Origin of the sequence: Kordiimonas lacus, from assembly GCF_001550055.1 — a bacterium.
Lineage (GTDB): Bacteria > Pseudomonadota > Alphaproteobacteria > Sphingomonadales > Kordiimonadaceae > Kordiimonas > Kordiimonas lacus.
This window is the reverse complement of sequence record NZ_LRUA01000006.1, coordinates 795,458-818,960: the sequence shown is the minus strand read 5'-3', so window position 1 is coordinate 818,960 and position 23,503 is coordinate 795,458. Positions and strand designations below refer to the sequence as shown.

Annotated in this window: 20 protein-coding genes; 17 read left to right on the top strand and 3 right to left on the bottom strand. The window is 59.7% G+C overall.

What is annotated here, in order from left to right:
* Positions 1-157 precede the first annotated feature (157 nt).
* The 6 genes from KORLAC_RS11985 to KORLAC_RS11960 all read left to right on the top strand — a co-directional run bounded on the left by KORLAC_RS11985 (position 158) and on the right by KORLAC_RS11960 (position 6,839).
* Complete coding sequence (locus KORLAC_RS11985; protein WP_068306877.1) at positions 158-2,173, top strand: elongation factor G; 2,016 nt, start codon at positions 158-160, stop codon at positions 2,171-2,173.
* Between the two features lie 103 nt (positions 2,174-2,276).
* A complete protein-coding gene (locus tag KORLAC_RS11980) occupies positions 2,277-3,746 on the top strand; it encodes an alpha/beta fold hydrolase (RefSeq protein WP_068306875.1) in 1,470 nt (489 codons plus the stop codon).
* 12 nt (positions 3,747-3,758) lie between these two features.
* Positions 3,759-4,493, top strand: a complete 735-nt coding sequence (locus tag KORLAC_RS11975; RefSeq protein WP_068306873.1) for an ABC transporter ATP-binding protein — start codon at positions 3,759-3,761, stop codon at positions 4,491-4,493.
* Entirely contained in the window at positions 4,490-5,659 is a 1,170-nt protein-coding gene (locus KORLAC_RS11970; RefSeq protein WP_068306871.1) for an ABC transporter permease, read from the top strand. The genes KORLAC_RS11975 and KORLAC_RS11970 overlap by 4 nt, the downstream gene beginning before the upstream one ends.
* Before the next feature lie 32 nt (positions 5,660-5,691).
* The gene (locus KORLAC_RS11965; protein WP_074519459.1) at positions 5,692-6,192 is read left to right on the top strand and encodes an RNA polymerase sigma factor; all 501 of its coding nucleotides are present in this window, start codon (positions 5,692-5,694) and stop codon (positions 6,190-6,192) included.
* Positions 6,189-6,839, top strand: a complete 651-nt coding sequence (locus KORLAC_RS11960; RefSeq protein ID WP_068306869.1) for a hypothetical protein — start codon at positions 6,189-6,191, stop codon at positions 6,837-6,839. Before KORLAC_RS11965 ends, KORLAC_RS11960 begins: the two co-directional genes overlap by 4 nt.
* On the opposite strand, the gene mnmC is transcribed toward KORLAC_RS11960, so the two are convergent.
* Positions 6,836-8,746, bottom strand: a complete 1,911-nt coding sequence (gene mnmC / locus KORLAC_RS11955; protein ID WP_068306867.1) for a bifunctional tRNA (5-methylaminomethyl-2-thiouridine)(34)-methyltransferase MnmC2/FAD-dependent 5-carboxymethylaminomethyl-2-thiouridine(34) oxidoreductase MnmC1 — start codon at positions 8,744-8,746, stop codon at positions 6,836-6,838. The genes KORLAC_RS11960 and mnmC overlap by 4 nt on opposite strands.
* A 118-nt stretch (positions 8,747-8,864) precedes the next feature.
* Between mnmC and KORLAC_RS11950 the strand changes: the two genes are divergently transcribed.
* From KORLAC_RS11950 to KORLAC_RS11935, 4 genes are all read left to right on the top strand, one after another.
* Positions 8,865-9,395: a gamma carbonic anhydrase family protein gene (locus KORLAC_RS11950; protein WP_068306865.1), complete on the top strand. Its 531-nt coding sequence runs from the start codon at positions 8,865-8,867 to the stop codon at positions 9,393-9,395.
* Positions 9,396-9,476: 81 nt separating this feature from the next.
* Positions 9,477-10,436 carry a DUF2336 domain-containing protein gene (locus KORLAC_RS11945; RefSeq protein WP_068306864.1) on the top strand — a complete coding sequence of 320 codons (960 nt, stop codon included), beginning with the start codon at positions 9,477-9,479 and terminating at the stop codon, positions 10,434-10,436.
* Positions 10,437-10,518: 82 nt separating this feature from the next.
* Complete coding sequence (locus KORLAC_RS11940; protein ID WP_068306862.1) at positions 10,519-11,658, top strand: aminotransferase class V-fold PLP-dependent enzyme; 1,140 nt, start codon at positions 10,519-10,521, stop codon at positions 11,656-11,658.
* Positions 11,659-12,012: 354 nt separating this feature from the next.
* On the top strand, positions 12,013-12,597 hold the full coding sequence (locus tag KORLAC_RS11935; RefSeq protein ID WP_206594938.1) for a lysophospholipid acyltransferase family protein: 585 nt from the start codon (positions 12,013-12,015) through the stop codon (positions 12,595-12,597).
* A gap of 20 nt (positions 12,598-12,617) precedes the next feature.
* Here KORLAC_RS11935 and KORLAC_RS11930 read toward each other — a convergent pair whose 3' ends face one another.
* Both KORLAC_RS11930 and KORLAC_RS11925 read right to left on the bottom strand, forming a co-directional pair.
* Positions 12,618-14,036, bottom strand: coding sequence for an FAD-binding oxidoreductase (locus KORLAC_RS11930; protein WP_068306859.1), 1,419 nt, complete (start codon positions 14,034-14,036; stop codon positions 12,618-12,620).
* A complete protein-coding gene (locus tag KORLAC_RS11925) occupies positions 14,033-14,989 on the bottom strand; it encodes an L-threonylcarbamoyladenylate synthase (protein ID WP_068306855.1) in 957 nt (318 codons plus the stop codon). Before KORLAC_RS11925 ends, KORLAC_RS11930 begins: the two co-directional genes overlap by 4 nt.
* 115 nt (positions 14,990-15,104) lie before the next feature.
* On the opposite strand from KORLAC_RS11925, the gene KORLAC_RS11920 reads away from it, so the two are divergent.
* The 7 genes from KORLAC_RS11920 to rlmD all read left to right on the top strand — a co-directional run bounded on the left by KORLAC_RS11920 (position 15,105) and on the right by rlmD (position 23,501).
* Positions 15,105-16,889, top strand: coding sequence for an acyl-CoA dehydrogenase C-terminal domain-containing protein (locus KORLAC_RS11920; RefSeq protein ID WP_068306853.1), 1,785 nt, complete (start codon positions 15,105-15,107; stop codon positions 16,887-16,889).
* Positions 16,890-16,938: 49 nt separating this feature from the next.
* Positions 16,939-18,135 (top strand): MBL fold metallo-hydrolase, encoded by a 1,197-nt coding sequence (locus KORLAC_RS11915; RefSeq protein ID WP_068306851.1) that lies wholly within the window; start codon positions 16,939-16,941, stop codon positions 18,133-18,135.
* A 133-nt stretch (positions 18,136-18,268) separates the two neighbouring features.
* On the top strand, positions 18,269-18,526 hold the full coding sequence (locus KORLAC_RS11910) for an exodeoxyribonuclease VII small subunit (protein WP_068306849.1): 258 nt from the start codon (positions 18,269-18,271) through the stop codon (positions 18,524-18,526).
* Between the two features lie 11 nt (positions 18,527-18,537).
* Positions 18,538-19,434, top strand: coding sequence for a polyprenyl synthetase family protein (locus tag KORLAC_RS11905; protein WP_068306847.1), 897 nt, complete (start codon positions 18,538-18,540; stop codon positions 19,432-19,434).
* Between the two features lie 87 nt (positions 19,435-19,521).
* Positions 19,522-21,468 carry a 1-deoxy-D-xylulose-5-phosphate synthase gene (gene dxs, locus KORLAC_RS11900; protein ID WP_068306846.1) on the top strand — a complete coding sequence of 649 codons (1,947 nt, stop codon included), beginning with the start codon at positions 19,522-19,524 and terminating at the stop codon, positions 21,466-21,468.
* Positions 21,469-21,486: 18 nt separating this feature from the next.
* A complete protein-coding gene (locus tag KORLAC_RS11895; RefSeq protein WP_068306844.1) occupies positions 21,487-22,230 on the top strand; it encodes a TlyA family RNA methyltransferase in 744 nt (247 codons plus the stop codon).
* Positions 22,230-23,501 (top strand): 23S rRNA (uracil(1939)-C(5))-methyltransferase RlmD, encoded by a 1,272-nt coding sequence (gene rlmD, locus KORLAC_RS11890; protein WP_068306839.1) that lies wholly within the window; start codon positions 22,230-22,232, stop codon positions 23,499-23,501. Before KORLAC_RS11895 ends, rlmD begins: the two co-directional genes overlap by 1 nt.
* The last annotated feature ends 2 nt before the right edge of the window (positions 23,502-23,503 follow it).

Sequence of the window (23,503 nt, the reverse complement as noted above, 5' to 3'; positions counted from 1 at the left end):
GTGAACCGTCGTTGCGGCAGCTCCAGTTTTTTTGCGGTGCGCCGTCGCCTCTGGTAGGCTTTTTGTCCGCTTACGAAGAACAACATGCCTGTGCCTCGGTCGCTGGTGGAACATTCGGTTTCACCCGGCGGTAAACACGTTTGGGACGGAGGAACAGATGGCCAAAGGCACTCTACACGGCCCGCGGGTGGTTGCGCTCGTGGGCCCCTATTCAAGCGGTAAGACCACACTTCTTGAAAATATTCTTTTTTTGACAGAAACAACCCGCCGCCGGGCAAATGGCGAGCGGGTTTTTGGTGACGACAGTGTGGAGGCCAAAGCGCTTTCCATGGGGGTCGATACCAATATTGCCTCTGTCCATTATCTGGATGACCGGTATATTTTTCTGGATTGCCCCGGCTCCATCGAATTTATGCAGGAAACAAGGAATGCCCTGCATGCGGCAGATGTCGCCGTGGTGGTGGCTGAACCGGAGCCTGCGAAAATATTCGCCTTAAGCCCCTTGCTCCATGAGCTGGAAGCGGAAGGCATTCCGCATCTGATGTTCATCAACAAGATTGACCATTCGGATGTGCATATCCGCGAAATCGCTGCGGCGCTCGATGAAGTCAGTGCCTTGCCGGCAGTGCTGAGGCACGTACCCATCCGTGACGGCAATGACATCACCGGTTTCGTCGATCTGGCGTCCAAGCGGGCCTACAACTACGGCATGGACGGCAGCAGGGAAATCAAGGACGGCGCCGAGAGCATTCTGGAGCAGATTGCCGAAGACCGCTTCCATATGCTGGAGACGCTCGCGGATTTCCATGACGACCTGATGGAAGAACTGCTGGAGGAGGTAGACCCGCCGAGCGACGAGGTGTTCGCCGACCTGGCCGATGACCTCAAAGAGGGGCGCATCATGCCGGTGCTGATGGGCTGCGCGACACAAGCATACGGCCTGAAGCGCTTGATGAAGGCGCTGCGGCATGAAATGCCCGGCTTTGAGCTGGCGTCCAAGCGCATGATGCCCAAGAAAACCAAGGAAATAGCCGCCTATATTCTGAAGACACGGCATCTGTCCCATATGGGCAAACTGTCTTTCGCGCGTGTGCTCAAGGGCTCTGTCACTGAAGGGCTGCATGTTGATGGCAACAAGATCAGCGGCCTGTTCAGGATAGCTGGGACTGATCTCAAGAAAGCCACCATGGCCGATGTGGGGGACCTCGTGGCGGTCCCGCGGCTGGATGGGGTCAATACCGGCGAAACGCTTGGTGGCAAGGACGCTCCGATGCCTGAAAAGCTTCAGCCGGTTTATGCCCGCGCCATCGAGGTCAGCGACCGCAAAAATGAAGCGAAGCTGTCTGAGGCGCTGACCAAGCTTGTGGAAGAAGACCCGTCTTATGAGGTGGAGCATAATGAAGATACAGGCGAGCTTCTCCTTTGGGGGCAGGGCGAAATCCACATGCGGGCCGCGATGATACGCCTGAATGACAAATATGGTGTTGAGGTTCGGTTCGCAGACCCACACGTGGCCTATAAGGAAACCATCCGCCGCAACAAGGTTCAGCACACCCGCTACAAGAAGCAGTCAGGCGGGCATGGCCAGTTTGGCGATGTGGTGATCGAAGTGCGGCCCCGTAGCCTGGGGGCAGGCTTTGAATTCCAGGAAAAGGTCACGGGCGGTGCGGTGCCCAAGCAATATATCCCCAGCGTCGAGGCCGGCGTGAAGGAATATTTGCGCCAAGGGCCGCTTGGTTTCCCCGTGGTTGACGTGGAGGTGACGTTGCAGGACGGTCAGCATCACAGCGTGGACAGTTCTGACATGGCGTTCAAGACAGCGGGCCGCATGGCCATGGCTGACGCGATGCCCGAGTGCGATCCTGTGCTCCTGGAGCCCATTGAGCATGTCCGCGTGATGGCGCCCACAAGCTATATGGCCAAGATCAACGGCATGATCAGTTCCCGACGGGGGCAGATCATGGGCTTTGACGGCCGGGACGGCTGGCCCGGGTGGGATCAGATCGACGCAAAGATGCCCGCGTCCGAAATGCAGGACCTGATCATTGAGCTTCGGTCGCTCACGCAAGGCGTCGGCACGTTCGAGCATAAGTTCGACCATTTGGCCGAACTGGCGGGCAGGCAGAAGGACCAGGTCCTGAAGAACCATACGGTGGCGCGCCGCACCGGGTGACGTGCCACGGTAAAATAATCCTGTAAGTTTTTTCGTCCCCTATGGACTGAAAAGCCAAGTGCGTTAGAAACACATAAGGCCAATCACCAGGGGGACGAATTCGGTGAAGACTTTTTCCAAGATCACGACAGCAGGACTGCTGGCGCTTGCGGCGATACTGCCCGCAGGCGCCCAGCAGGATAATGATGCGGCAGGCCAGGGCGGTCTGGAGCCGACAGAAGCTTGCTTCATCAAAGGTGTGCGGGAGCGGGTACGCTGCCTTAAAATGGATGTGCCGCTTGATTATGCCAGCCCGGAAGGCGAGCAGATCACGCTGCACGCGGCGGTCATTCCGGCCAAAAGCAGCCGGTCGGAACCTGACCCCATCTGGGTGTTTGCGGGCGGGCCGGGCCAGGCGGCCGGTGAATATGGTGTTCTGGCGTCCGCCGCATTTCGGGAAATCCGCCAATCGCGCGATATCGTGCTGGTGGACCAGCGCGGCACCGGCAAATCCCACGGCTTGCGCTGTGAGGTTGAGCCGGGCGAGATGATGTCCAGCCTGGACGACTGGACGGCTTTCGTCGCCGATTGCCGCAAAGAGAATGACATTGATGTGCGCCATTTCACCATGGAAAATGTGGTGCGTGACATGGAGGCCGTGCGTCAGGCGCTTGGCTATGACCAGCTGAACCTGTGGGGCGGTTCCTGGGGTACCCGGACGGTCGGGCTCTATCTGAAGCGTCATCCTGAGCATGTGCGCAGCATCATCGTCGATGGTGTCGCGCCGCCGGACGTTTCCCTGTTTGAAAGCGCGCCAGTCTCGGCAGAGCGCGCCAAGCATATGCTGGCCGAAGACTGCCGCAACAGTGAAGCCTGCGCCAGCCGCTATCCGGACTTTGAAGCGCAAGTCGCAGCGTTTCTCGACAAGGCCGCCGCAGGTGATTTGCGCTATACCGGCAATGACCCAATGACAGGCGACGCGCTTGACCTTGAAATCAGCTTTGTGATGGCGGTGGAAAGCATCCGCTCTGTCATGTATTCGACCGACGCGACTGTGCTATTGCCATTTGTGGTGGACGCCGCTGCGAAGGGTGACCTGGAGCCACTGATCGCCCTTTATGCGGGCGGCGCCTCTGTGTCCGATAGCATGTATCTGGGGGCCACCCTTTCTATCCTGTGCGGCGAAGAGGTCCCGCGGACGGATATGGATGCGCTCGCTCGCGCCGCCGAGGACAGCTTCGCGAAGGATAGCTACTATCAATATTGGAATGCAGGCTGCAAGGCTTGGGATGCGCTGCCTGGTGCGCCAGACGCCCATGACCCTGTCACCAGCGATGTGCCTGCGCTGATCCTCAGCGGGGACCTGGACCCCGTGACCCCGCCTTCGATGGGCGAGCATTGGCTGAAAGGCTTTCCGAACGGTCGCCATATCGTGGTCGCGGGCAATGGCCATATCACCAGCAACACAGCCTGCATGCCGCACCTGTTGGATGAATTCGTGACCACACTTGATGCGGGTGCGTTGGACACGGCATGCCTTGGGCACCTGAAGCGCCTGCCGGTCGTTACTGGCCTCAATGGTACTGTGAAGTAAGGGGGGTAAGTTATGATTATTGTTGATAAAATTGCGAAAAATTTTGGTGAGATTCAGGCCGTCAGGGACGTCAGTTTCACGGCGAAAGACAGCACCATCACCACGCTTCTCGGCGCGAACGGGTCGGGGAAATCGACCACACTTCGGACGGTGGCCGCGCTCCTGAAGCCCGACCACGGCCAGGTCACGGTGGACGGCATTTGTGTCCAGGAAGACCCTCTTGGGGCGCAGAAACTGCTGGGCATTTTCCCGGACCAGTTTGGCCTCTATACCCGGCTGACGGCGCGCGAGCATCTGGAATATTACGCGGAGCTTCACGGCATGCAGGGGCCGGCGCTTAAAAGCGCCGTGGATGAAGTGATCAGCCTTCTGCATACGGAAGATATCCTGGAGCGCCGTACGGAGGGCTTCAGCCAGGGCCAACGCATGAAAGTGGCCCTGGCGCGGGCCATCATCCATAAGCCGCAGAATATCGTGCTGGATGAACCCACGCGCGGCCTCGATGTCATGAGCATCCGGATGCTCCGGCAAATCCTGTTGGAACTGAAGGCTGCGGGGCACTGTGTGCTGCTGTCGTCCCACGTGATGGCCGAGGTGGAAATTCTCTCGGACCATGTGGTGATGATCGCGGACGGCGTCGTGTGCGCTGACGGCACGCCTGCAGACCTGGTGCGCGAGGCGGGCCAGCCAAACCTTGAAGAAGCCTTTGTGGCGCTGACTTCTGCGCACGGGAGGGCCGCCGCATGAACCGCTTGATAAAAATTGTCTACCGCAAGGAAATGAAAGACATGCTGCGCGACAAGCGCGCGGTGCTGGCCATCGCGTCCTATGCGTTTGGTGTGCCGCTTCTGATGGCCTTCATCTTTTTCCTCATGGCTGACGACCGGGCAGAGACAGCAAGGTCGACCCTCGCGCTTTCGGGCGGGGATCAGGCACCGGGCATGGTGGCTTTCCTGGAGAAACAGGGGCTTGAAATTACGCCAGTGGTGTCGCTTGCGGAACCTGAAAGCTTGCCGGATGGCGCGGATGCCATGGTGGTGCTGCCGGACGATTTCGCCGAAAAGCTCCACCGCGGTGAAAGCGTACCGATCCAGCTTTATGTGGACGAGACCTCGCGCCAGCAGGCGGACAGGGGCGGTGAAGTGCGGGCGGCCCTTGATGCCTACAGCCAGCATGTGGCGGGTATTCGGCTGGTGACACGCGGTGTGCCGCTTGGGCTGATGGCGCCGATCATGGTCAATACGTCAGACCTTGCGCCTTCCAGCTTCATCAACAAGATGCTGGGTAACAGCCTGATGCTGGTCTTCATGCTGGCGCCTTTTGTTATGGGCATGAGTGTGGCGCTTGACGCGCTGGCGGGTGAGCGCGAGCGCCAGAGCCTGCAGTGTTTGATGGCGCAGCCCATTTCCACCGGCCATCTGGTGGCGGGCAAATGGGCCATGGTGGCCAGCTTCTGTTTCGGCGGCACCATGCTGGCGGTCACCGTTGACCTGATCCTGCTTCAATTCGTGCCGGCGGATGTGCTGCCGTTCAAGCTGCAGTTGACGGTGGGCGGATTCGCGCTTGCGGTGGCGGAACTGGCGGCGCTCAGCATGTTTGTGGCGTCGGTCCTGCTCGCGGTCAGCATCCATGCCAAAAGCTTCAAGGAAGGCCAGACCTATATGTCCATGATGATGATGGCGCCGGTGATTGTGGGCTACGCCAAGATGTACGGCGAAAACAAACTGCCGGCGGTCACCAAATATCTGCCGATCTTCGCGGATGTCGAAAGCCTGGGACGGATTTTCTTTGACGGCACGCCTGATCTGGCGGTCACTGGCTCGGCTTTCCTGTCGGCCATTTTGGGTACCGCCGTGTGCTTGTGGTTGACAAGCCGCCGGCTTTCCAGCGAACAGATACTGTCTGAAGCATAGGGCAAATTCGGTAGGGGCGGGGCGACAAGCGCGTGGATATCAAGGCAGTCTTGCAGGAGCACGGCAACATGCTGGGGCGGATCGTGGCGTCATATGAGGCCGATCCGTCGCTGCAGGAGGAGCTGATGCAGGAAGTCTCGCTGGCGCTGTGGCAGGCGCTGAGAAAGTATCGTGGTGACGGCAGCCTGAAGGCCTATGCCGCTCGGATCGCCCAGAACCGGTGCATCAGCCATGTGGCGAGGGCGGTGAAGGCCCCGCGCCAAACCGTGCTGGATGACGCCCTGCCAAGCGAGCGGGCAGGCCCCGAGGAGGACGTGGCAAAAGCCCAGCAGCGTGAAGCGCTTCTCTCTGCTGTTCGGGCGTTGCCGTTGCCGCTTAAGCAGGTAACGACGCTGGCGCTTGAAGGCTTCTCCCACCGGGAGATCGCAGACGCGCTGGGGATCAGTGAAAACAACGCCATGGTGCGTTTCAGCAGGGCGAAGACGGCCCTGAAAGATTTGATGCAAGCATCAGTTGGGAAAGAAGGGCGATGACGGAAAACAGCAACATGCCCGATTGGGATGACCTGACAGACATCTGGCAGCAAAGCCCGGAAGTCGACATGGACAAGATGGCCCGCCACGCCCGCTTCGTCTGGTGGCGCATGCGTATCAATTTCGCGATCGAGGTGGTCCTGTGCCTGGGCGGTATGGCGTTGTTCGGATGGCATCTGGTGACCGGTGATGCGGCTGATAAAGTGGGCGGTACGGCCCTGTCTGTTGCTATGCTTCTGCTGTGTGGCCTCGGCCTTTGGGCATCCTGTTTCATTCGCGCGGGCGCCTGGGGGCAGGCGGACGGCACGGCCCAGTCCCTTGTCGACCTGCAGATCAGGCGCGCCCGGTCTTCTGTCCGCTATATGGTCGTGAACAACTGGGGCTGTGGCCTCGGCCTATTGACCTTCATCTATATCTATTGGTCGTTGATCGAGCGATATGGGGCGATTGATCACCCGGAATTGACCGTCGCGAATTACCTGATGGTAGGCACCATTCTGTTTTTCCTGCTGTTTCCCTTTTTCACCATACCGTTCCTGAAGCGCAAGCGGGATGAAATCGCCCGACTTGAAGCCTTGGCGCAGCAATTGGTGGATGAAGGCGACAGGCCAGAGGACAGTCCAGAGGACAGTCCAGAGGGCACCTAAGCTTTCGAGCGCTTGAGGGTGCGCACCAGGTCACGGAGCGGATGCAGGGGCGCGATCAGGTTGTCCGGCAGCGGCAGCGGGTCACCGCAGATCATGGCGGCCAGATAGTCCCCCAATATGGGGCCGTACTGATAGCCCTTCGACCCCAGGCCCGCGAGCATATAAAGCCCGTCATGGAGCGGCGGCGTGCCGAGGCCGCGCAGCTTGGCGTCCTTGGCCAGTGGGGCATATTGTGCCCGGGCTTCACCGCCTTTCGGAACTGGCCCCACAAAAGGCAGATGATCGGCCGTGGTGGCCCGCACGCCTGCCCACGAGCGCTCAACCACATCTTCCGCGATTTTTACCCCGACGATTTCGTCCAGCATGGCCAGGATGCGCAAGCGGTCATCCTTGTTTGGCTCATGGTCGCTGTCGGACACCGCCTCCATCCGGTCGAAGGTGGACCCAATGGTGCGGAAGCCCGCCGTTTCGGCCGTCACATAGCCGCCGTAGGCGATGCTTTCTAAAGGCAGGGTGGGGGCTGCGTCAGCGCCGACAAGCTCCACCTGGCCACGGTTGGGCCTTAGCTCGGGGCAGTCATCAGTGGCCAGCAGGTCGGATGTACCGATGCCGGTCGCCAGCACTACAATGTCTGCGGTCAGCACCTGGCCGTCCTCGCCGAGCAGCCGCCAGACCGGACCAGCCTTCTCAATCTTGGCAACGGTCATCTGGGTCTGCGGCACACTGCTGCAGACCTCTTCAAGGGCCAGACTGGCGTCCACCGACCCGCCGCGCGGCAGGAGGAACCCCTGATCGGCGGCGCTGAGCCAGTCATTGCCCCAATGAAGGGCGGTGCGGATTTCATCCAGCCTGTCTGCGTCTGCAGCATTCTTTGGAAGCTGGTGTACGCCGGGCACTTCGGCCCAGGCTTTCCGGTAGGCCGGGAAGGCGCAGCTGTAGGCATAGGCGCTGGTGAAAAACTCGGCCGCCGGCGTGCGCTCCCGCATGAAACGGGGTGACAGGATCGCTGCGGGCACCCGGCTGGCGCATGGGCGTTCCGGCGTGCTGATCAGCGTCACCCGGCGCCCGCGCGCCTGCAAGGCTGCGGCCACGCTGGCGCCGGCGATGCCTGCGCCGACGACAGCGACCGAACCCTCATTCGGTTGGCCAAGGTCCGCCCATTCAGGGCGTGTTGTGGGTTGCGGGTCCAGGTCCTGCGGGGCCTGTGCTTCGCCAACCAGACGTTCGCGTTTGCGGCCATAGCCCGGTGTTTTCTCAACAAGGAAACCTCTGTCCCTCAGGGCCCGTTTGACGAACCCTGCTGCAGTAAAGGTGGCAAAGCGCGTCCCTACATGCGACAGGCGCGCGATCTGGTCCATCAGGGCGTCCGACCACATGTCCGGGTTTTTGGCTGGCGCGAATCCGTCCAGGTACCAGGCGTCCACGCTGGCGTTCAGGCGGGCAAACGCTTCCGCCGCCTGCCCGAAGATCAGGATCAGCCGGATTTTGCCGTTCGCGAACGACCGGGCGTGAAAACCTGGGGCTGCCGGTGGCCAGGCGGCCCTGAGGTCCGCGGCATAGGGCTCGATTTCAGGGAACGTTTGGTGCGCTTCTTCAAGCGCGTCCTCAGACAGCGGGTAGCCTTCCACCGAAATGAATGTCAGTCGTCCTTCGGTTTCGCTTTCTTCCCATTTCTTCCAGGTGGCCAGAAAATTCAGCCCGGTGCCGAAGCCGGTTTCCGCAACGACGAAATGGTCCTTGCCGGCCCACACGTCAGGGGCGCCAATGCCGGAAAGGAATACGAAATTGGTTTCTTCCAAGCCGTTCTCAGCCGAGTAATAGACATCGTCAAACGCTTTTGAGACTGGCGCATTACCACGCCATTCAAGCTGGGTCGTTTGATCCTTCGTCACGTCTTCGTCTGCCATCTCGCACTCGTTCGGGGTTGACGGCCACAATCCAATGTTGGGCTTTCAATCTGTTTCCTCTATGCTAGCGTGATACTTGGAATGTGACTGATTTAAAACCCAAATAGAGATTTTGTGCATGATTTATGAACTTGATGGCGTGGCGCCCGAATGCGCGGACGACAGTGTCTGGGTTGCCCCCAATGCAGCTGTGATCGGCAATGTGATCCTCAAGGCCAACGCCAGCGTCTGGTTTGGTGTCACGATCCGGGGCGACAATGACCCGATCACTATCGGCGAGGGCAGCAACATCCAGGATAATTCTGTTTTACATGCGGATCTGGGCGCGCCGTGCGTTGTGGGCAAGGGCGTTACTGTTGGCCATAAGGTCATGCTGCACGGCTGCACCATTGGCGATCACACCTTGATCGGCATGGGAAGCACCATTTTGAACCATGCCAAGATCGGGGCGGGTAGTATTGTTGGCGCAAACAGCCTGATTACCGAGGGTAAGGAGTTCCCGGAGGGCGTTCTGATTGTGGGTGCGCCAGCAAGGGTTGTGCGCAAGCTAAAGCCTGAAGAACAAGAAATGATTAAGATGTCTGAGCGAATATATACAGATAACGCAGCAAGATTTGCCAAGGGTCTCAAGGAAGTCAGAATTGACTAGGAATTTGCCGTCAAAAAGGGTATCTGGGCGCCAGCCATTCAATGGGCGTGTGGGGCCGATAGCTGTTTTGGGTAGGATCGAATGAGCGTTAATATCAATGATGTCGAAGAATTGAGGCATGTGGATCTGGCCGCCCGCGTGGAGATCGCGCGCAAGGTTGGCAAGATTCTGGCCAAGCAAAACGGTTCTGGCGACAAGGCTGACGCTCTTGAACTGGCCCAAATTCTGATGGAAGACGCTGCGGTTTCTGTGCGCGAGGCCCTGTCACGCGAGCTCAAAGTCTGCAGTTTTCTGCCCAAAGACCTTGTAGCCAAGCTGGCGCAGGACATCGATCAGGTATCCATGCCGTTCCTGATGGCCTCACAGGCCATGGATGATGCACTGTTGGAAGATATCGTGCGCAGCTGTAGCGAAGGCGCGCAGGAAGCCATTGCGCAGCGTGTAGGCCTGTCTGAAGCTGTCAGCTATGCCATCAGCGATGTCGGGTGCCAGAGCGCGGTTGAATCGCTTGTTGGGAACGACACGGTTGAACTGTCTGAGCGCAGCTGCAATCGGGTTGTTGACCGTTTCCCTGAAGAACGGTCGTTGATGGAAAAGCTGGCCCAGCGGGCCGATCTGCCGGCCGCAGTTGTTGAGCGCATCATCTTCAAGATTTCAAAGCGATACGGCGAATATCTCTCCAGCAAATTCGGCCTGGCGACAGACTATGCGTCTTATCTGGTCTCCATGGCGAACCGCCAAGTGTTTTCACGCACGCTGGAAATGGCACCGCTGAGCGAGGTCGAAAATTACCTGAAGCAACTGGACCAGGTTGGCAGCCTGACATCAGACGTGCTTCTCAGCTACCTGCAGAATGCCAATGTGAAGCTGTTTACCATGGCGATCGCTGTTTTGCTGGACCGCCCGTATGACGCTGTGGAGGCACGGCTCAGCAAGGGTGACAAGAAAGTCATGGCGCGTCTTCTCGAGGCCGCTGGCTTTTCCAAATCGGTTATTGGCGTGCTCCTGATCGCCTATGACCGGCTGATCCGCGGCAATTAGCTTTTCTATAACTTTATATTGGAAAAATTCTATTGGTTCCTCGTGGGCCAGCCCTTACCGTGGCTGAAAACAGGAGCCAATAATGATCCTTCCAGCGCAGCGAGACCTTTTCGATATTCCCCGCGACGTTTGTTACGTCAACGCTTCCTATATGACGCCGCTCAGCCGTGCGCAGGTGACTGCCGGAGAGCAGGCCCTTCAGCTTTCCTCCCAGCCCTGGCGTATTGGCGCGGATGATTTTTTCAATACCGCTGCCGATGTGTGCGCTGCAGGTGCCGCCTTGATGAGGGCGAAAGCGGATGATGTTGCCATTGTGCCGTCCGCCAGCTACGGCATTTCCACGGCCGCGAAGAACCTGCCAGTGTCCGCGGGCGGCAAAGTATTGGTGATGGCCGAGGAATTCCCGTCGAATGTCTATCCCTGGCAGGAAAGCGCCAAGGCGGCCGGCGGTGAGGTGTTGGCGGTGCCGCAGCCGTCAGACGATGATTGGACATCGGCTATACTCGAGGTTATGGAGCGCGAAGGCGAGGCCATCGATATCGTTTCTGTTGCCAATGTGCATTGGTCGTCTGGCGCGGTGGTTGACCTTGTGGCTGTTTCCGTTGCCTGCAAGCGGGTCGGCGCGGCGCTGGTGCTGGACCTGAGCCAGTCGCTGGGTGCCATGCCGATCGACATACCGGCCATCGACCCGGATTTCATGGTTGCTGCGGGCTACAAATGGCTTTTGGGGCCCTATAGCATCAGCCTGATGTATGTGGCGCCGCGCCATCACGGGGGCGTGCCCATTGAAGCGGGGTGGATTACCCGCGAGGGCAGCCGGAATTTTGCCAACTTGGTGAATTACCGCGACGGATTTGAGCCTGGCGCCCGGCGGTTCGATATGGGCGAGCGGGCCAATCATGTTCTGGCCCCCATTTTTCTTGAAGGATTGAACCAGCTGTTGGGCTGGGGCGTAGAGAATATCTATGAAAGCCTGGGTGCCATCACCGGGCGGATGGCAGCGGTGCTTGCGGCCAGGGGCATGGAACCAATCGCATCCGAGCGCAGGGCAGCGCATATCCTGGGCGTGCGTGTCGGCGATAAGGGGCCTGCGCTTGAGGCGACGCTCAAGGACGCCGGTGTGTCGGTCAGCCTGCGCGGGGATTTGCTACGCTTGTCACCCCATCTGTGGGTCGATGGCGAAGACGAGGATCGGTTCAACAAGGTAGTTGCTGCGTTATAGTATCAAAACGGCACATGTGTCATTTTGATACACGATATCGAAATGGTCCAGTGTCCTGATTTGGGACGAAAATATCTATCCCATTGAAATATAAGGGGTCTCATTTCTGGCACACCCCTTGCGATTGTTAGAGCACCTTAAAGATTTTTGCCTGAGATCTGCTAAGGTTACTCGAATGAGTATGGCGCGTTCGCCTTTTGCCTGAGGGTGGATGCCGCACGAACTACGAGGCGGACGGGACCTGGTCCTGTCCGCCCGTTTTTTATTGGGGCACAATCCGGGGTCGATAGAAAAGCTTGGCGTGTGGGCGGTGCCCGACTATGCTGCGCAACCTTTTTTGTTTGTGAGGCCCGTGTGTCCAACAGAGTAATCTACGAAAACCGCTTCTTTTCCGCGCTGCTGTATCATACCGGCCGCCTTTTCCTGAAGGCGTTTGGTTGGCGCGTGATTGGTAGGTTCCCAAGTGACGCCAAGTTCGTTGCGATCGCGGCCCCCCACACCAGCAACTGGGATTTCCCCGTATTCATGGCGGCTGTGGGCTATTTGAAGCTGCATATCAGCTTCCTGGGCAAGCACACCCTGTTTGAAGGGCCGCTTGGCTGGTTCTTTTACTGGTTGGGCGGCATTCCGGTGAGACGGGAAGGCAAGTCGGCGGCCGATGCAGTCGACAGGGCCGTGGAAGAATTTGCCAAGCGCGACCGCCTGGTGCTGGGGCTGGCGCCGGAAGGCACGCGGTCCAAGGTTACCAAATGGAAAACCGGCTTCTACCGCATTGCCGTTCAGGCGGGCGTGCCGATCCTGCCGGCCTACCTCGATGCCTCGACCAAGGAAATTGGCTTTGGCGACCTGTTTTACCCCACAGGTGACATGGAAGCGGACCTGAAAGTGCTGCAGGCATTCTATGAGGGCAAGCAGGGCATCAACCCCAGAAACCAGTAGTCGCCTTAAACCAAGAGATGTCAGCCGAACAGCGCGCCGGGGTTCAGGATGTTGTTGGGGTCAAGTGCTGCCTTGACGGCGCGCATGGCCGCCAGCTGGGCTGGGTCCTTCAGGCGCGCCAGTTCCGCGCGCTTGAGCGTGCCAATGCCGTGCTCAGCCGAGATCGACCCGCCATAACAGGTCACGATATCATGCACCATGGCGTTCATGGCTTCCCAGCCGTCCAGGAACGTCTGCTTGTCGGCCTCTTTCGGCTGCATGACATTGAAATGGATGTTGCCGTCGCCCAGGTGGCCGAACGGTGTCAGGCGTGCACCGGGGCAGGTAGCCTGAACAGCCGCGCCCGCTTCTTCAAGGAAGGCCGGTACTTTCGAGACCGGCACGGAAATATCGTGCTTGATGCTGCCGCCTTCATGCTTTTGCGCTTCCGACATGGTTTCGCGCAGGCGCCACAGGGCTTCGCGCTGTGCCAATGTGCTGGCCACAACGCCGTCCTTGATGGTGCCGGCGGTCATTTCCCGTTCCAGCCAGTCGTTCACCTGACTTTCAAGGGCAGGGTCCATGCTGCTTGATGCGATGTCCGTCAGCACATACCACGGATGGGCTTCTTCAAGCGGATCGGTGGTGCCGGGGATATGTGCCAGCACCAGCTCCAGCCCGAAGCGCGGCATCAGTTCAAAGGCCGATACCCGGTCGCCCGTGGCTTCCCGCGCGCTCCTGAGCAACCTGAGGGCATCCTGGGGGCTGCCCACGGCCAGCCAGCAGCTGTGCAGCTGCTTCTCCGCGGGCGCGAGCTTGAAAGTGACTTTGGTGATGACGCCCAAAGTGCCCTCGGCGCCAACCATCAACTGGGTCAGGTCATAGCCTGTGTTGTCTTTCCGCAGCGCCGACAGGTCGTGCAGGATGCTGCCGTCTGCCAGAACCGCTTCAAGCCCCAGTGTCAGCGCCCGGGTCGTGCCGTAGCGCACCACATGCACACCGCCCGCGTTGGTCGATACCACGCCGCCCGCCGTGCAGCTGCCTTCTGACGCCAGCGATAGCGGGAACAGCAGGTCATGGTCGGCCGCAGCCGCCTGCATTTCCGCGACCGTAAAGCCTGCGTCTGCCGTGATGGTCATGTCATCGGGATCAACCGTGATGCTGCCGCGCATGCGTTTGGTGCTGAAAAGCACTTCATCGCGGCCTTCAAGTCCAGGGATGCCCCCGCCCACCAGGCCGGTGTTGCCACCCTGGGGCACGATGGCGATCTTATGGTCATTACAATAGCGCACTAGTTTTGCTGCGGTCGCCGTATCAGTGGGCGCCAGCATCAGGGGCGTCTGGCCGTTGAATTTGTCGCGCCATTCCCTCAGGTGCGGGGCAATCTCGCCTGCGTCTGTCGACGCGCCCTTGGGGCCGGCGAGGGCGACTAGCGCATCGATGTGCTTCTGGTCAGTCATGCGTCTTTCCGGGGCGCTGCAGCGCGCTTCAAGCGGTCATTGATGGCGATACCAATCCCTTCATTGGGGACAGGGGCAACGGCAATGCGTGTTGATGTTTTATCAGCATTTCTTATAGTTTTAAATAGGTTATGGGCGGCTTCTGATAAATCACCTGAGGCACTGAGGCTGATATCGCCCTTGATGTCGCCGAAGCCGATCAGCAGCTCGCCGTCCCGTTTCTCAGTCGCGTTCAGGCGCACGCTGGCTTCCGGCGCATAGTGACTGAGAAGCTGGCCCGGGGCCGAGATTTCATCTTCATTGCGGTCCAGCACCGGCTGGCCGAGGCGCTCTGCGATTTCGTCCGCGGTGATGGTGCCGGGGCGCAGCAGATAGAGTTTGTCATTCTTCACACCGATGATGGTGCTCTCAATGCCTTCGGGCGCGTCGCCGGCATCAATAATCAGCGGCAGCTTGCCGTCAAGGCCCGCCAGCACGTCGGCCGCGCTGGTAGGTGACAGCTTGCCGGACGGGTTGGCACTGGGCGCCGCGATCGGCTTCTCGAGCTTCCTGATGATCTCCCGCGTGATGCCCTTGTTGGGGCAGCGCACAGCGAGCGTGTCCAGCCCGGCAGAAACTGGCGCCGCAATCGGCGAATCTGGTCTGGCCGGCAACACCAGCGTAAGCGGCCCGGGCCAGTAGATTTCCATCAGTCTTGAAGCCAGTGCCGACACGGTGACAATTTTTTTTGCCATGGCCACATCGGCCACATGGCAGATCAGCGGATTGAAGGAGGGGCGCCCCTTGGCTTTGTATATTTGCTGCACTGCGGCATATTCCGTAGCGTCAGCTGCAAGACCATAAACGGTTTCAGTTGGGATCGCGACCAGGTTTCCAGCAGCCAAATGCTGGACAGCAAGGGAAACAGCCCCATTTTCCGTTTCAGAAACCACTTGTGTTTTAAATGTTGCCATGCACAATTTCGCATTCACGGGACAAAGCAAGTTGGGTCGCAACGCGGCCCGGCCACCTATGCTGATAGGCCAGGTGGCATCATCTGACAACGGAATTTAACAGGATTTTCGGATAATGACTGACTATCGCGCGCCGCTTGAAGAAATACGCTTTGCCCTTGAAACCGCTGGAGGCCTGGCGGACTGGACGTCCATCCCCGCTTTTGAGGAAGCGGGCGACGACCTTGTTGCAGCAATTCTAGAGGAAGCCGGCAAGCTGGCCGGCGGAGAGATTGCGCCCACCAATGTGCCAGGTGATCAGATCGGCGCCAAATGGACGGAAGAGGGCGTCATCAGCCCGGACGTGTTCAAGCCCATGCACCAAGCCTATGTGGAAGGTGGCTGGTCGACGCTGTCGGCCAAGCCGGAGCTGGGCGGGCAGGGGCTACCGAGCACGTTGTCGACCGCGGTTGACGAAATGGTGACATCCGCCAACATGGCCTACAGCCTGTTGCCGATGCTGACATCTGGCGCGATTGAGGCCATTGATGCCCACGGCACGGACGAACAGCGCCACCTGTATCTGCCCAAGATGATCACCGGCGAATGGTCTGGCGCCATGAATTTGACAGAGCCCTCAGCGGGTTCTGACGTCGGCGCCCTGCGCGCCAAAGCTTCAAGGCAGCCAGACGGCAGCTACCTGATCACGGGGCAGAAGATTTTCATCACCTGGGGCGACCATGACCTGGCGGACAATGTGATCCACCTTGTGCTGGCGCGCCTGCCGGACGCGCCGGCTGGCACCAAAGGCATTTCCATGTTTCTGGTGCCGAAGGTACATGTGAACGCGGATGGCAGCCTGGGTGAGCCGAACGACGTCAAATGTGTGAGCATCGAGCATAAGCTGGGCATCCACGCCAGCCCCACCTGCGTGATGAGCTTTGGCGATAACGGCAACTGCGTTGGTTATATTGTGGGCGAAGAGAACCGCGGCATGGCCAACATGTTCACCATGATGAACCATGCGCGCATCAGCGTGGGCCTTGAGGGTGTCGCGATTGCTGAGCGCGCCTACCAGCACGCGGCGTCTTACGCGCTTGAGCGTGTACAGTCGGCAGCCATTGGCGCCAAAACGCGTGAAAGCGTCACCATTATCAACCACCCGGATGTGCGCCGGATGCTCCTGACCATGCGGGCGACGGCTGAAGCGTCCCGCGCGATCATTTACAGGAATGTCTGGGCGCTTGACCGGGCGCACGCACTTGAAGATGCAGAGGCCCGCGCTGCTGCGAAGGGCGAGGCTGATCTGCTGACGCCGATCTCCAAGGCCTATTCGACCGATATCGGTGTTGAGGCCGCGTCACTTGGTATCCAGGTGTATGGCGGCATGGGCTTTGTCGAGGAAACCGGCGTGGCACAATATTACCGCGATGCTCGTATCGCGCCGATATATGAGGGCACCAACGGCATCCAGGCGCTTGATCTTGTGGGCCGCAAGCTGAATGCGGACGGTGGCGCCCATTGGCGTGCCCTAATCGCAGAAATGCGCGATTTCGCGGCAGGTGAAGGCAGTGCCTATGCGGGTGATCTTGCGCCAGCCGTTGATGCGCTTGAAGACGCCGCCAACACGCTGTTTGAAAACGGGTTCGACAAGATTGTCGATACGGCAGCCGCCGCGACACCATATCTTCGGCTGTTCGGCACCGTCCTGGGCGCCTATATGCTCAGCCGACAGGCGGTTGAAGCAGAAAAGTGCCTGGCTGCAGGCGAGGGGAACCCTTCGTTCCTGAAGGCAAAGGTATCCACGGCGGCATTCTACCGCGAACAAATCTTGCCTTCTGCCGTTGCGCTTCTACCTTCAATTAAGGCGGGGGCACGCCACATCACAGATATGGCCGAAGAGGCCTTTCTGCGCCACTAGGGGGTCATGGGGCCCTTTGTATTGAGTATCCAAGCGGGACAAGGGACATATGACCAAAAACAAAGCAGGTGTGAGCAAGGGTGAGGCCAAAGCTCTGGCACAGGCGTCGGTGGCAGACCACCGGCGCGGTGTCGTGGAAGACGACGGTCTTTGGTACCCGCACGGTGATGCGGTGCCTGAAGGCAGCACCGTTATTCCGGTAGCCGACGGTGTCTATTGGGCGCGTATGCCGCTACCGTGGTCGCTGGACCATATCAATGTCTATCTGTTCGATGAAGGCGACAGTTGGTCTGTCGTCGATACGGGCTCCATGGGCAAACGCGGCATCGCGGCCTGGGAAGCGCTTGAGGCGGACTTCCTGGGCGGTAAGCCAATCTCCCGCGTCATTGGTACGCACCTCCACCCGGACCATATCGGCCTCGCGGGTTGGCTGGCGGAACGCTTCGGTGCGTCGCTGACCATGACCGCCCTTGAGTATATGACCGCCTCCAACCTGTGGATGGGCGGCACCAAGGAAGTGCCTGACAATGAAATCGAGTTCATGCTGAAATCCGGCGTGGACCCGCAGTTCGAGCCCATGATGCGCAGTGCGCGCTTTGATAACTACCGCCGCGGTGTGCACCAACTGCCGCCCCGCTATATCCGCGTTGAGGACGGCAGTGACCTGATGCTTGGTGGCCGGCGCTGGCGCGTGGTGATTGGCCGCGGCCATTCGCCTGAGCATGCCTGCCTGTCGTGCCTGGACGAGCCGCTGTTTATCTCGGGCGATCAGGTTTTGCCGAACATCACCTCGAATGTGTCCGTGCATGCGCGCGAGCCGGAAGCCAACCCGCTGGCGCACTGGATCACGTCCCTGGAGCGGATGAAGGGCATTCCGGGAGACCCGTTGGTGCTGCCAAGCCATGGCCGTGTATTCAAGGGGCTGGAAACGCGGCTGACGGCGCTCGTGGACAGCCATCTGGGCAAACTGAAGTCGCTGCATGACTGGTGCAGTGAGGCGCGCACCCCGGTTGAAACTTTCCCATCCCTGTTTCGGCGCAAATTGACGGGCATGGATTTCTATATGGCGCTGGGCGAAGCGCTGGCGCACCTGCACCTGCTGGAATCCTTGTCGCTGATGAAGCGGACGTTTGATGGTGACGTCTACCGTTTTGAGGCAGTAGGCACATATGATGCCAGTCTGGTGGCGGGCCAGGCCAAGGCGTTGCCCGGCGTCGCCCTGCGTGAGTTGGCCGACATCTACTGACAGAAATCCGCCATTTCTGACCCTAAAATGAGAGTGGTTCGCAGCAATAACCTTTGCGTCTCGGCATGGGCCATCCTATAACAGCCTCAGATTATGACACACAGGCAATTCTAAGGGCTGAAGGTTCCGGACAATGAACGAAACAGGCAAAGATACCAAAGATTTAAGTGCGCTGAGCTTTGAAGAAGCCATGGCGTCCCTTGAGCAGATTGTGGCCAAGCTTGAATCCGGAAATGCGCCTCTTGAGCAGTCCATTGAGCTTTATACCCGCGGTACCCAGCTGAAGGCTCACTGTGAAGCCAAGCTGAAGGATGCCCAGGCGAAGATCGAAAAGATCACGCTGGACGACAGTGGCGCCGCTGCCGGCACCCAGCCTCTCGAAGTCGAATAGGCGGATTGCTCGTGGAAGATAATGGACCTCTTAACGATGCCCTTGCTGCCACCTCTGCAGCGATAGAACGGGTTCTCGATCCTATTCTCGCACGGAATGGTGGCCCTGAAGACCGCGTTGTCGAGGCCATGCGCTATTCTGTTTTCTCCGGCGGTAAGCGCTTGAGGCCTTTCCTGGTCCTTGCGAGCGCTGAATTGTTCGGCGTGGACCGCCCCCAGGCGCTTCGTGTGGCGGCGGCAATCGAATGTATTCATTGCTATTCCCTGATCCACGACGACCTGCCTGCGATGGACGACGACGACCTGCGCCGCGGCATGCCGACCGTCCACAAGAAGTTTGACGAAGCCACGGCAATCCTGGCTGGTGACGCCTTGATGAGCATCGCATTCGAGATCCTGTCGAGCGACGAGACCCATTCCGACCCCTATGTGCGGCTGGAGCTTGTGAAGCACCTGGCGCGGGCCTCGGGGCACCGCGGCATGGTAGGCGGCCAGATGATTGATCTTCAGGCGCCGGAGCTGGAACTGGACGAAATGGACGTGCAGCGCCTGCAGCAGATGAAAACCGGCGCGCTGATCTGTTTTTCTGCTGAAGCGGGCGCTATCATGGGTCACGCTGGCAAACAGGCACGGGCATCCCTGCATGGCTATGCGCGTGATTTGGGTCTTGCTTTCCAGATTGCCGATGACCTTCTGGATGTTGAAGGTACCGAGGAACAAGTCGGAAAAGCCATCGGCAAGGACCAGGATGCCGGTAAAGCCACGCTGGTAGGCCTGATGGGCGTGAAGCGCGCCCGCAAGCAGGCCCAGATTTTGGCGGATCAGGCTATTGAACATTTGGCGCAATTCGACGATAAAGCATCGCTTTTGCGCGCCGTCGCGCATTTTGTTATAAATCGCAACGTTTGAGGCCTTTTGGGCCAAAGCGAACCAAGCCTGCGCAGACAGGCCTGTGCCACATGGGCAGATTGCCCAGAGGCTGAGAAGGATAAGAAGTTGAGCGTACGCCCTGAAACGCCTTTGCTGGATAGCGTGCAGACCCCGGTGGATCTGCGCAAGCTCCCCAAGGAAAAGCTGCAGCAACTCGCAGACGAGCTGCGGGAAGAGATGATCAGCGCCGTATCCGTGACCGGCGGCCACTTTGGCGCGGGTCTCGGTGTTGTGGAGCTGACGGTGGCGCTTCACTATGTGTTCAATACGCCAGACGACCGCCTGATCTGGGACGTTGGCCACCAAGCCTATCCGCACAAGATTTTGACCGGACGGCGGGACCGTATCCGCACCATTCGCCAGGGCGGCGGGCTTTCGCCTTTCACCAAGCGTGGTGAAAGCGATTATGACCCATTCGGGGCCGGGCATTCGTCCACGTCCATCAGCGCCGCGCTTGGCATGGCTGTCGCCAACAAGATGGCGGACAAGCCGGGCAAGGCGATTGCCGTGATCGGTGACGGCGCCATGAGCGCCGGGATGGCCTATGAAGCCATGAATAACGCCGAGCAGGCCGGCAACCGTTTGGTGGTGATCCTCAATGACAATGACATGTCGATCGCGCCTGCCGTGGGTGGGCTTTCCGCCTATCTGGCGAAGATCGTCAGCTCCCACACCTTCCTGAGCCTGCGCGGCTTCGGCAAAAAGATCATCGAAATGCTGCCTAGGCCGCTTGCGGACCGGGCGCGGCAGGCCGAGGAGTATGCGCGCGGCATGGCTGCGGGCGGCGGGACGCTGTTTGACGAGCTTGGTTTCTATTATGTCGGCCCCATTGACGGCCACAATATGGAACACCTGCTGCCGGTGCTGGAAAACGTGCGTGACGCCATTGACGGCCCGATCCTGGTGCATGTGGTGACGGAAAAAGGCCATGGCCATCCGTTCGCAGAACCGAACCAGGAAAAATATCACGCCGTGCCGCAGTTTGATGTGGTGACTGGCGAGCGCAAGAAGTCGACGCCCAAGGCTCCGACCTACACCAATGTGTTTGCTGACGCACTGATCAAGGAATCGGAAAAAGATGACAAGATCTGCGCCATCACGGCGGCCATGCCGTCGGGCACGGGCCTCAACAAGTATGGCGACCGTTTCCCGGATCGCACGTTTGATGTGGGTATCGCGGAACAGCATGCTGTGACATTCGCGGCGGGCCTCGCAACCGAGGGCTACAAGCCGTTTGTGGCCATCTATTCCACTTTCCTGCAGCGCGCTTATGATCAGATCGTGCATGACGTGGCGGTGCAGAAGCTGCCGGTGCGCTTCGCCATCGACCGCGCCGGCCTCGTGGGCGCGGACGGCCCGACCCACGCGGGCAGCTTTGATGTGACATACCTTGCCAGCCTGCCGAACATGGTGGTGATGGCAGCGGCAGATGAGGCCGAGCTGATGCATATGGTGGCAACAGCCGCTTCCATTGATGACCGGCCGTCCGCTGTGCGCTACCCGCGCGGTGAAGGCCTGGGTGTAGAGCTGCCGGATGAAGGCAAAGTGCTGGAGATTGGCAAGGGCCGGATTGTCAAGAAAGGCAGCAAGGTTGCGATCCTGTCGCTGGGCGCGCGTCTCGGTGAAGCATTGAAGGCCGCCGAAGACCTTGAAAGCCGGGGCCTGTCTACAACAGTGGCCGACGCCCGTTTCGCCAAGCCTGTGGATGACCAGCTGATCCGCGACCTTGCAGCGACCCACGACGTGCTGATCACGCTTGAAGAAAACGCCATCGGCGGCTTCGGTGCGCATGTGATGGATTTCCTGGCTGAGGAAGGCATCCTTGATGGCGGCAGCCTGAAGGTTCGCGCCATGAAGTTGCCAGACCAGTTCCAGGACCATGGCAAGCCGGAACAGATGTATGAGGACGCGGGTCTCAATGCGTCCGGCATTGTCGCGACCATTTTGAAAACGCTCGGCCATAATGACTATGGCCAGGCCCTAGGGGACAGCGCAGCCGCGCAGAAACCATAAGGCCGGGGGAGGCAACCAGTGGCAGCAAAAGTCAGGGCAGATGTGGCACTGGTGGACCGCGGCCTGGTGGAAAGCCGGGCCAAGGCACAGGCGCTGATCATGGCGGGCGTTGTGTTTTCCGGGGAAACCAAAATCCTGAAGGCAGGCCAGCAGATCAAGGATGGCCAGGCGCTTGAAGTACGCGGCAAGGAACATGACTGGGTCAGCCGCGGCGGCCTGAAGCTGGAAAAAGGCCTCAAAGAGTTTGGTGTGGACCCCACGGGGCTTGTTGCCATTGATGTCGGTGCGTCTACGGGCGGCTTTACGGACGTGTTACTGCAAGGGGGCGCCCAGAAGGTCTATGCCGTTGATGTGGGCCATGGCCAGCTGGCCTGGAAGCTCCGGCAGGATGACCGCGTGGTGGTGATGGAAAAGACCAACGCGCGCTATCTGGACGCTGAAGCCATCCCAGACCCCATTGATATCGTGGTGTGTGATGCCAGCTTCATATCATTGAAGACTGTGCTGCCGGCCGCCATGGCACTGGTGAAGCCCGGTGGACGGCTTATCGCGCTCATCAAGCCGCAGTTTGAGGTGGGGCGCGAGAATGTGGGCAAGGGCGGCGTGGTGCGCGACCCTGAGCTCCATACGGCCGTCTGTGCGGACATGCAGGCCTGGCTGAACGATGAAATGGACGGCTGGACGGCCTGTGGCCTGACCGAAAGCCCGATCAAGGGCCCCGAAGGCAATATTGAATTCCTCCTGTATGGCGAGAAGGCCTGATGGCAAAAGCAGAATTGTTTGACGTTGAAATCACCGCGCTGGGCGCACAAGGCGACGGGGTTGGCGAGCGGGACGGCACGCCGGTGTTCGTGCCCGGCACCGTGCCAGGCGATGTGGCGCGGGTGGCGGCAAAAGACGTGCGCCGGAACGGCATTTATGCCGACCTTGTGGACATCACGAAGGAGAGCGCGGACCGAACAGCGCCCGCGTGCCAGCATTTCGGCACTTGTGGCGGCTGCCAGCTGCAGTTCCTGAAGCCCGATGTCTATGCCGCCTGGGTCAGGGACCGCACGGCAATGGCGCTGGCGCATCACGGCTTTGACGCGGGCCTCGTGCGGGACCCGATCATCACCCCACAGGAAAGCCGCCGCCGGGTGGCCCTGAAGGCGCTCAGGGTGGCATCCGGTGTGGTGCTGGGCTTCAACGAACGCCAGAGCCACCAGATTGTGGACGTCAAGGAATGCCCGATCGCGCGGCCCGAGCTGACGCGCCTGTTTGCGCCCTTGAGGGCCTTGCTCGCTGGCATTCTGCCGCAGCGCATGGCAGCGACCGTGCATATGACCGTCACGGCTTCCGGTGTTGACCTGTTGATCGATGCCGCGAAAGCGCTTGATCTGGCGGACCGCGAGGCGCTGGTGGATTTTGCCAACACCCACGATATCGCCGCCGTTCACTGGCAGGACCAGGGCTTCCTGGACCCGGTGGCAATCCGCCGCGAAGCGGTGATGGATTTCGCAGGCGCCCGTGTGCCGCTGCCGCCGGCCGCCTTTATCCAGGCGTCGGATGAGGGCGAAGCCGCGCTTGTGAAGGCTGTTGTGGACGGCTGCGCAGGCCATGGCCGGGTGGCGGACCTGTTCTCGGGCATCGGCACCTTTACCTTCCCGCTGGCCAAAGAGCATCAGGTGCTGGCGGCCGAAGGCGCAAAGAACGCGCTGGATGCCATGCAGGCAGCCGCCAATGTGGCCACAGGCTTCAAGCAGATTGTGGCCAAGCATCGGGACCTGTTCCGCAGACCGCTGACGACCAAGGAGCTTGAGATGTTCGAGGCTGTCGTCTTCGATCCGCCGCGGGCAGGGGCCAAGGACCAGGTGGAACAGCTGGCAACATCGAGTGTTTCGCGCATCGTAGCCGTGTCCTGCAATCCCAATACTTTCAGCCGCGACGCCCGTACGCTTGCCGATGGCGGCTATGAGCTTGAGAGCGTCCAGCCCGTTGATCAGTTCCTGTGGTCACCCCATATGGAGCTTGTAGGTATTTTCTCAAGAAAATAAAA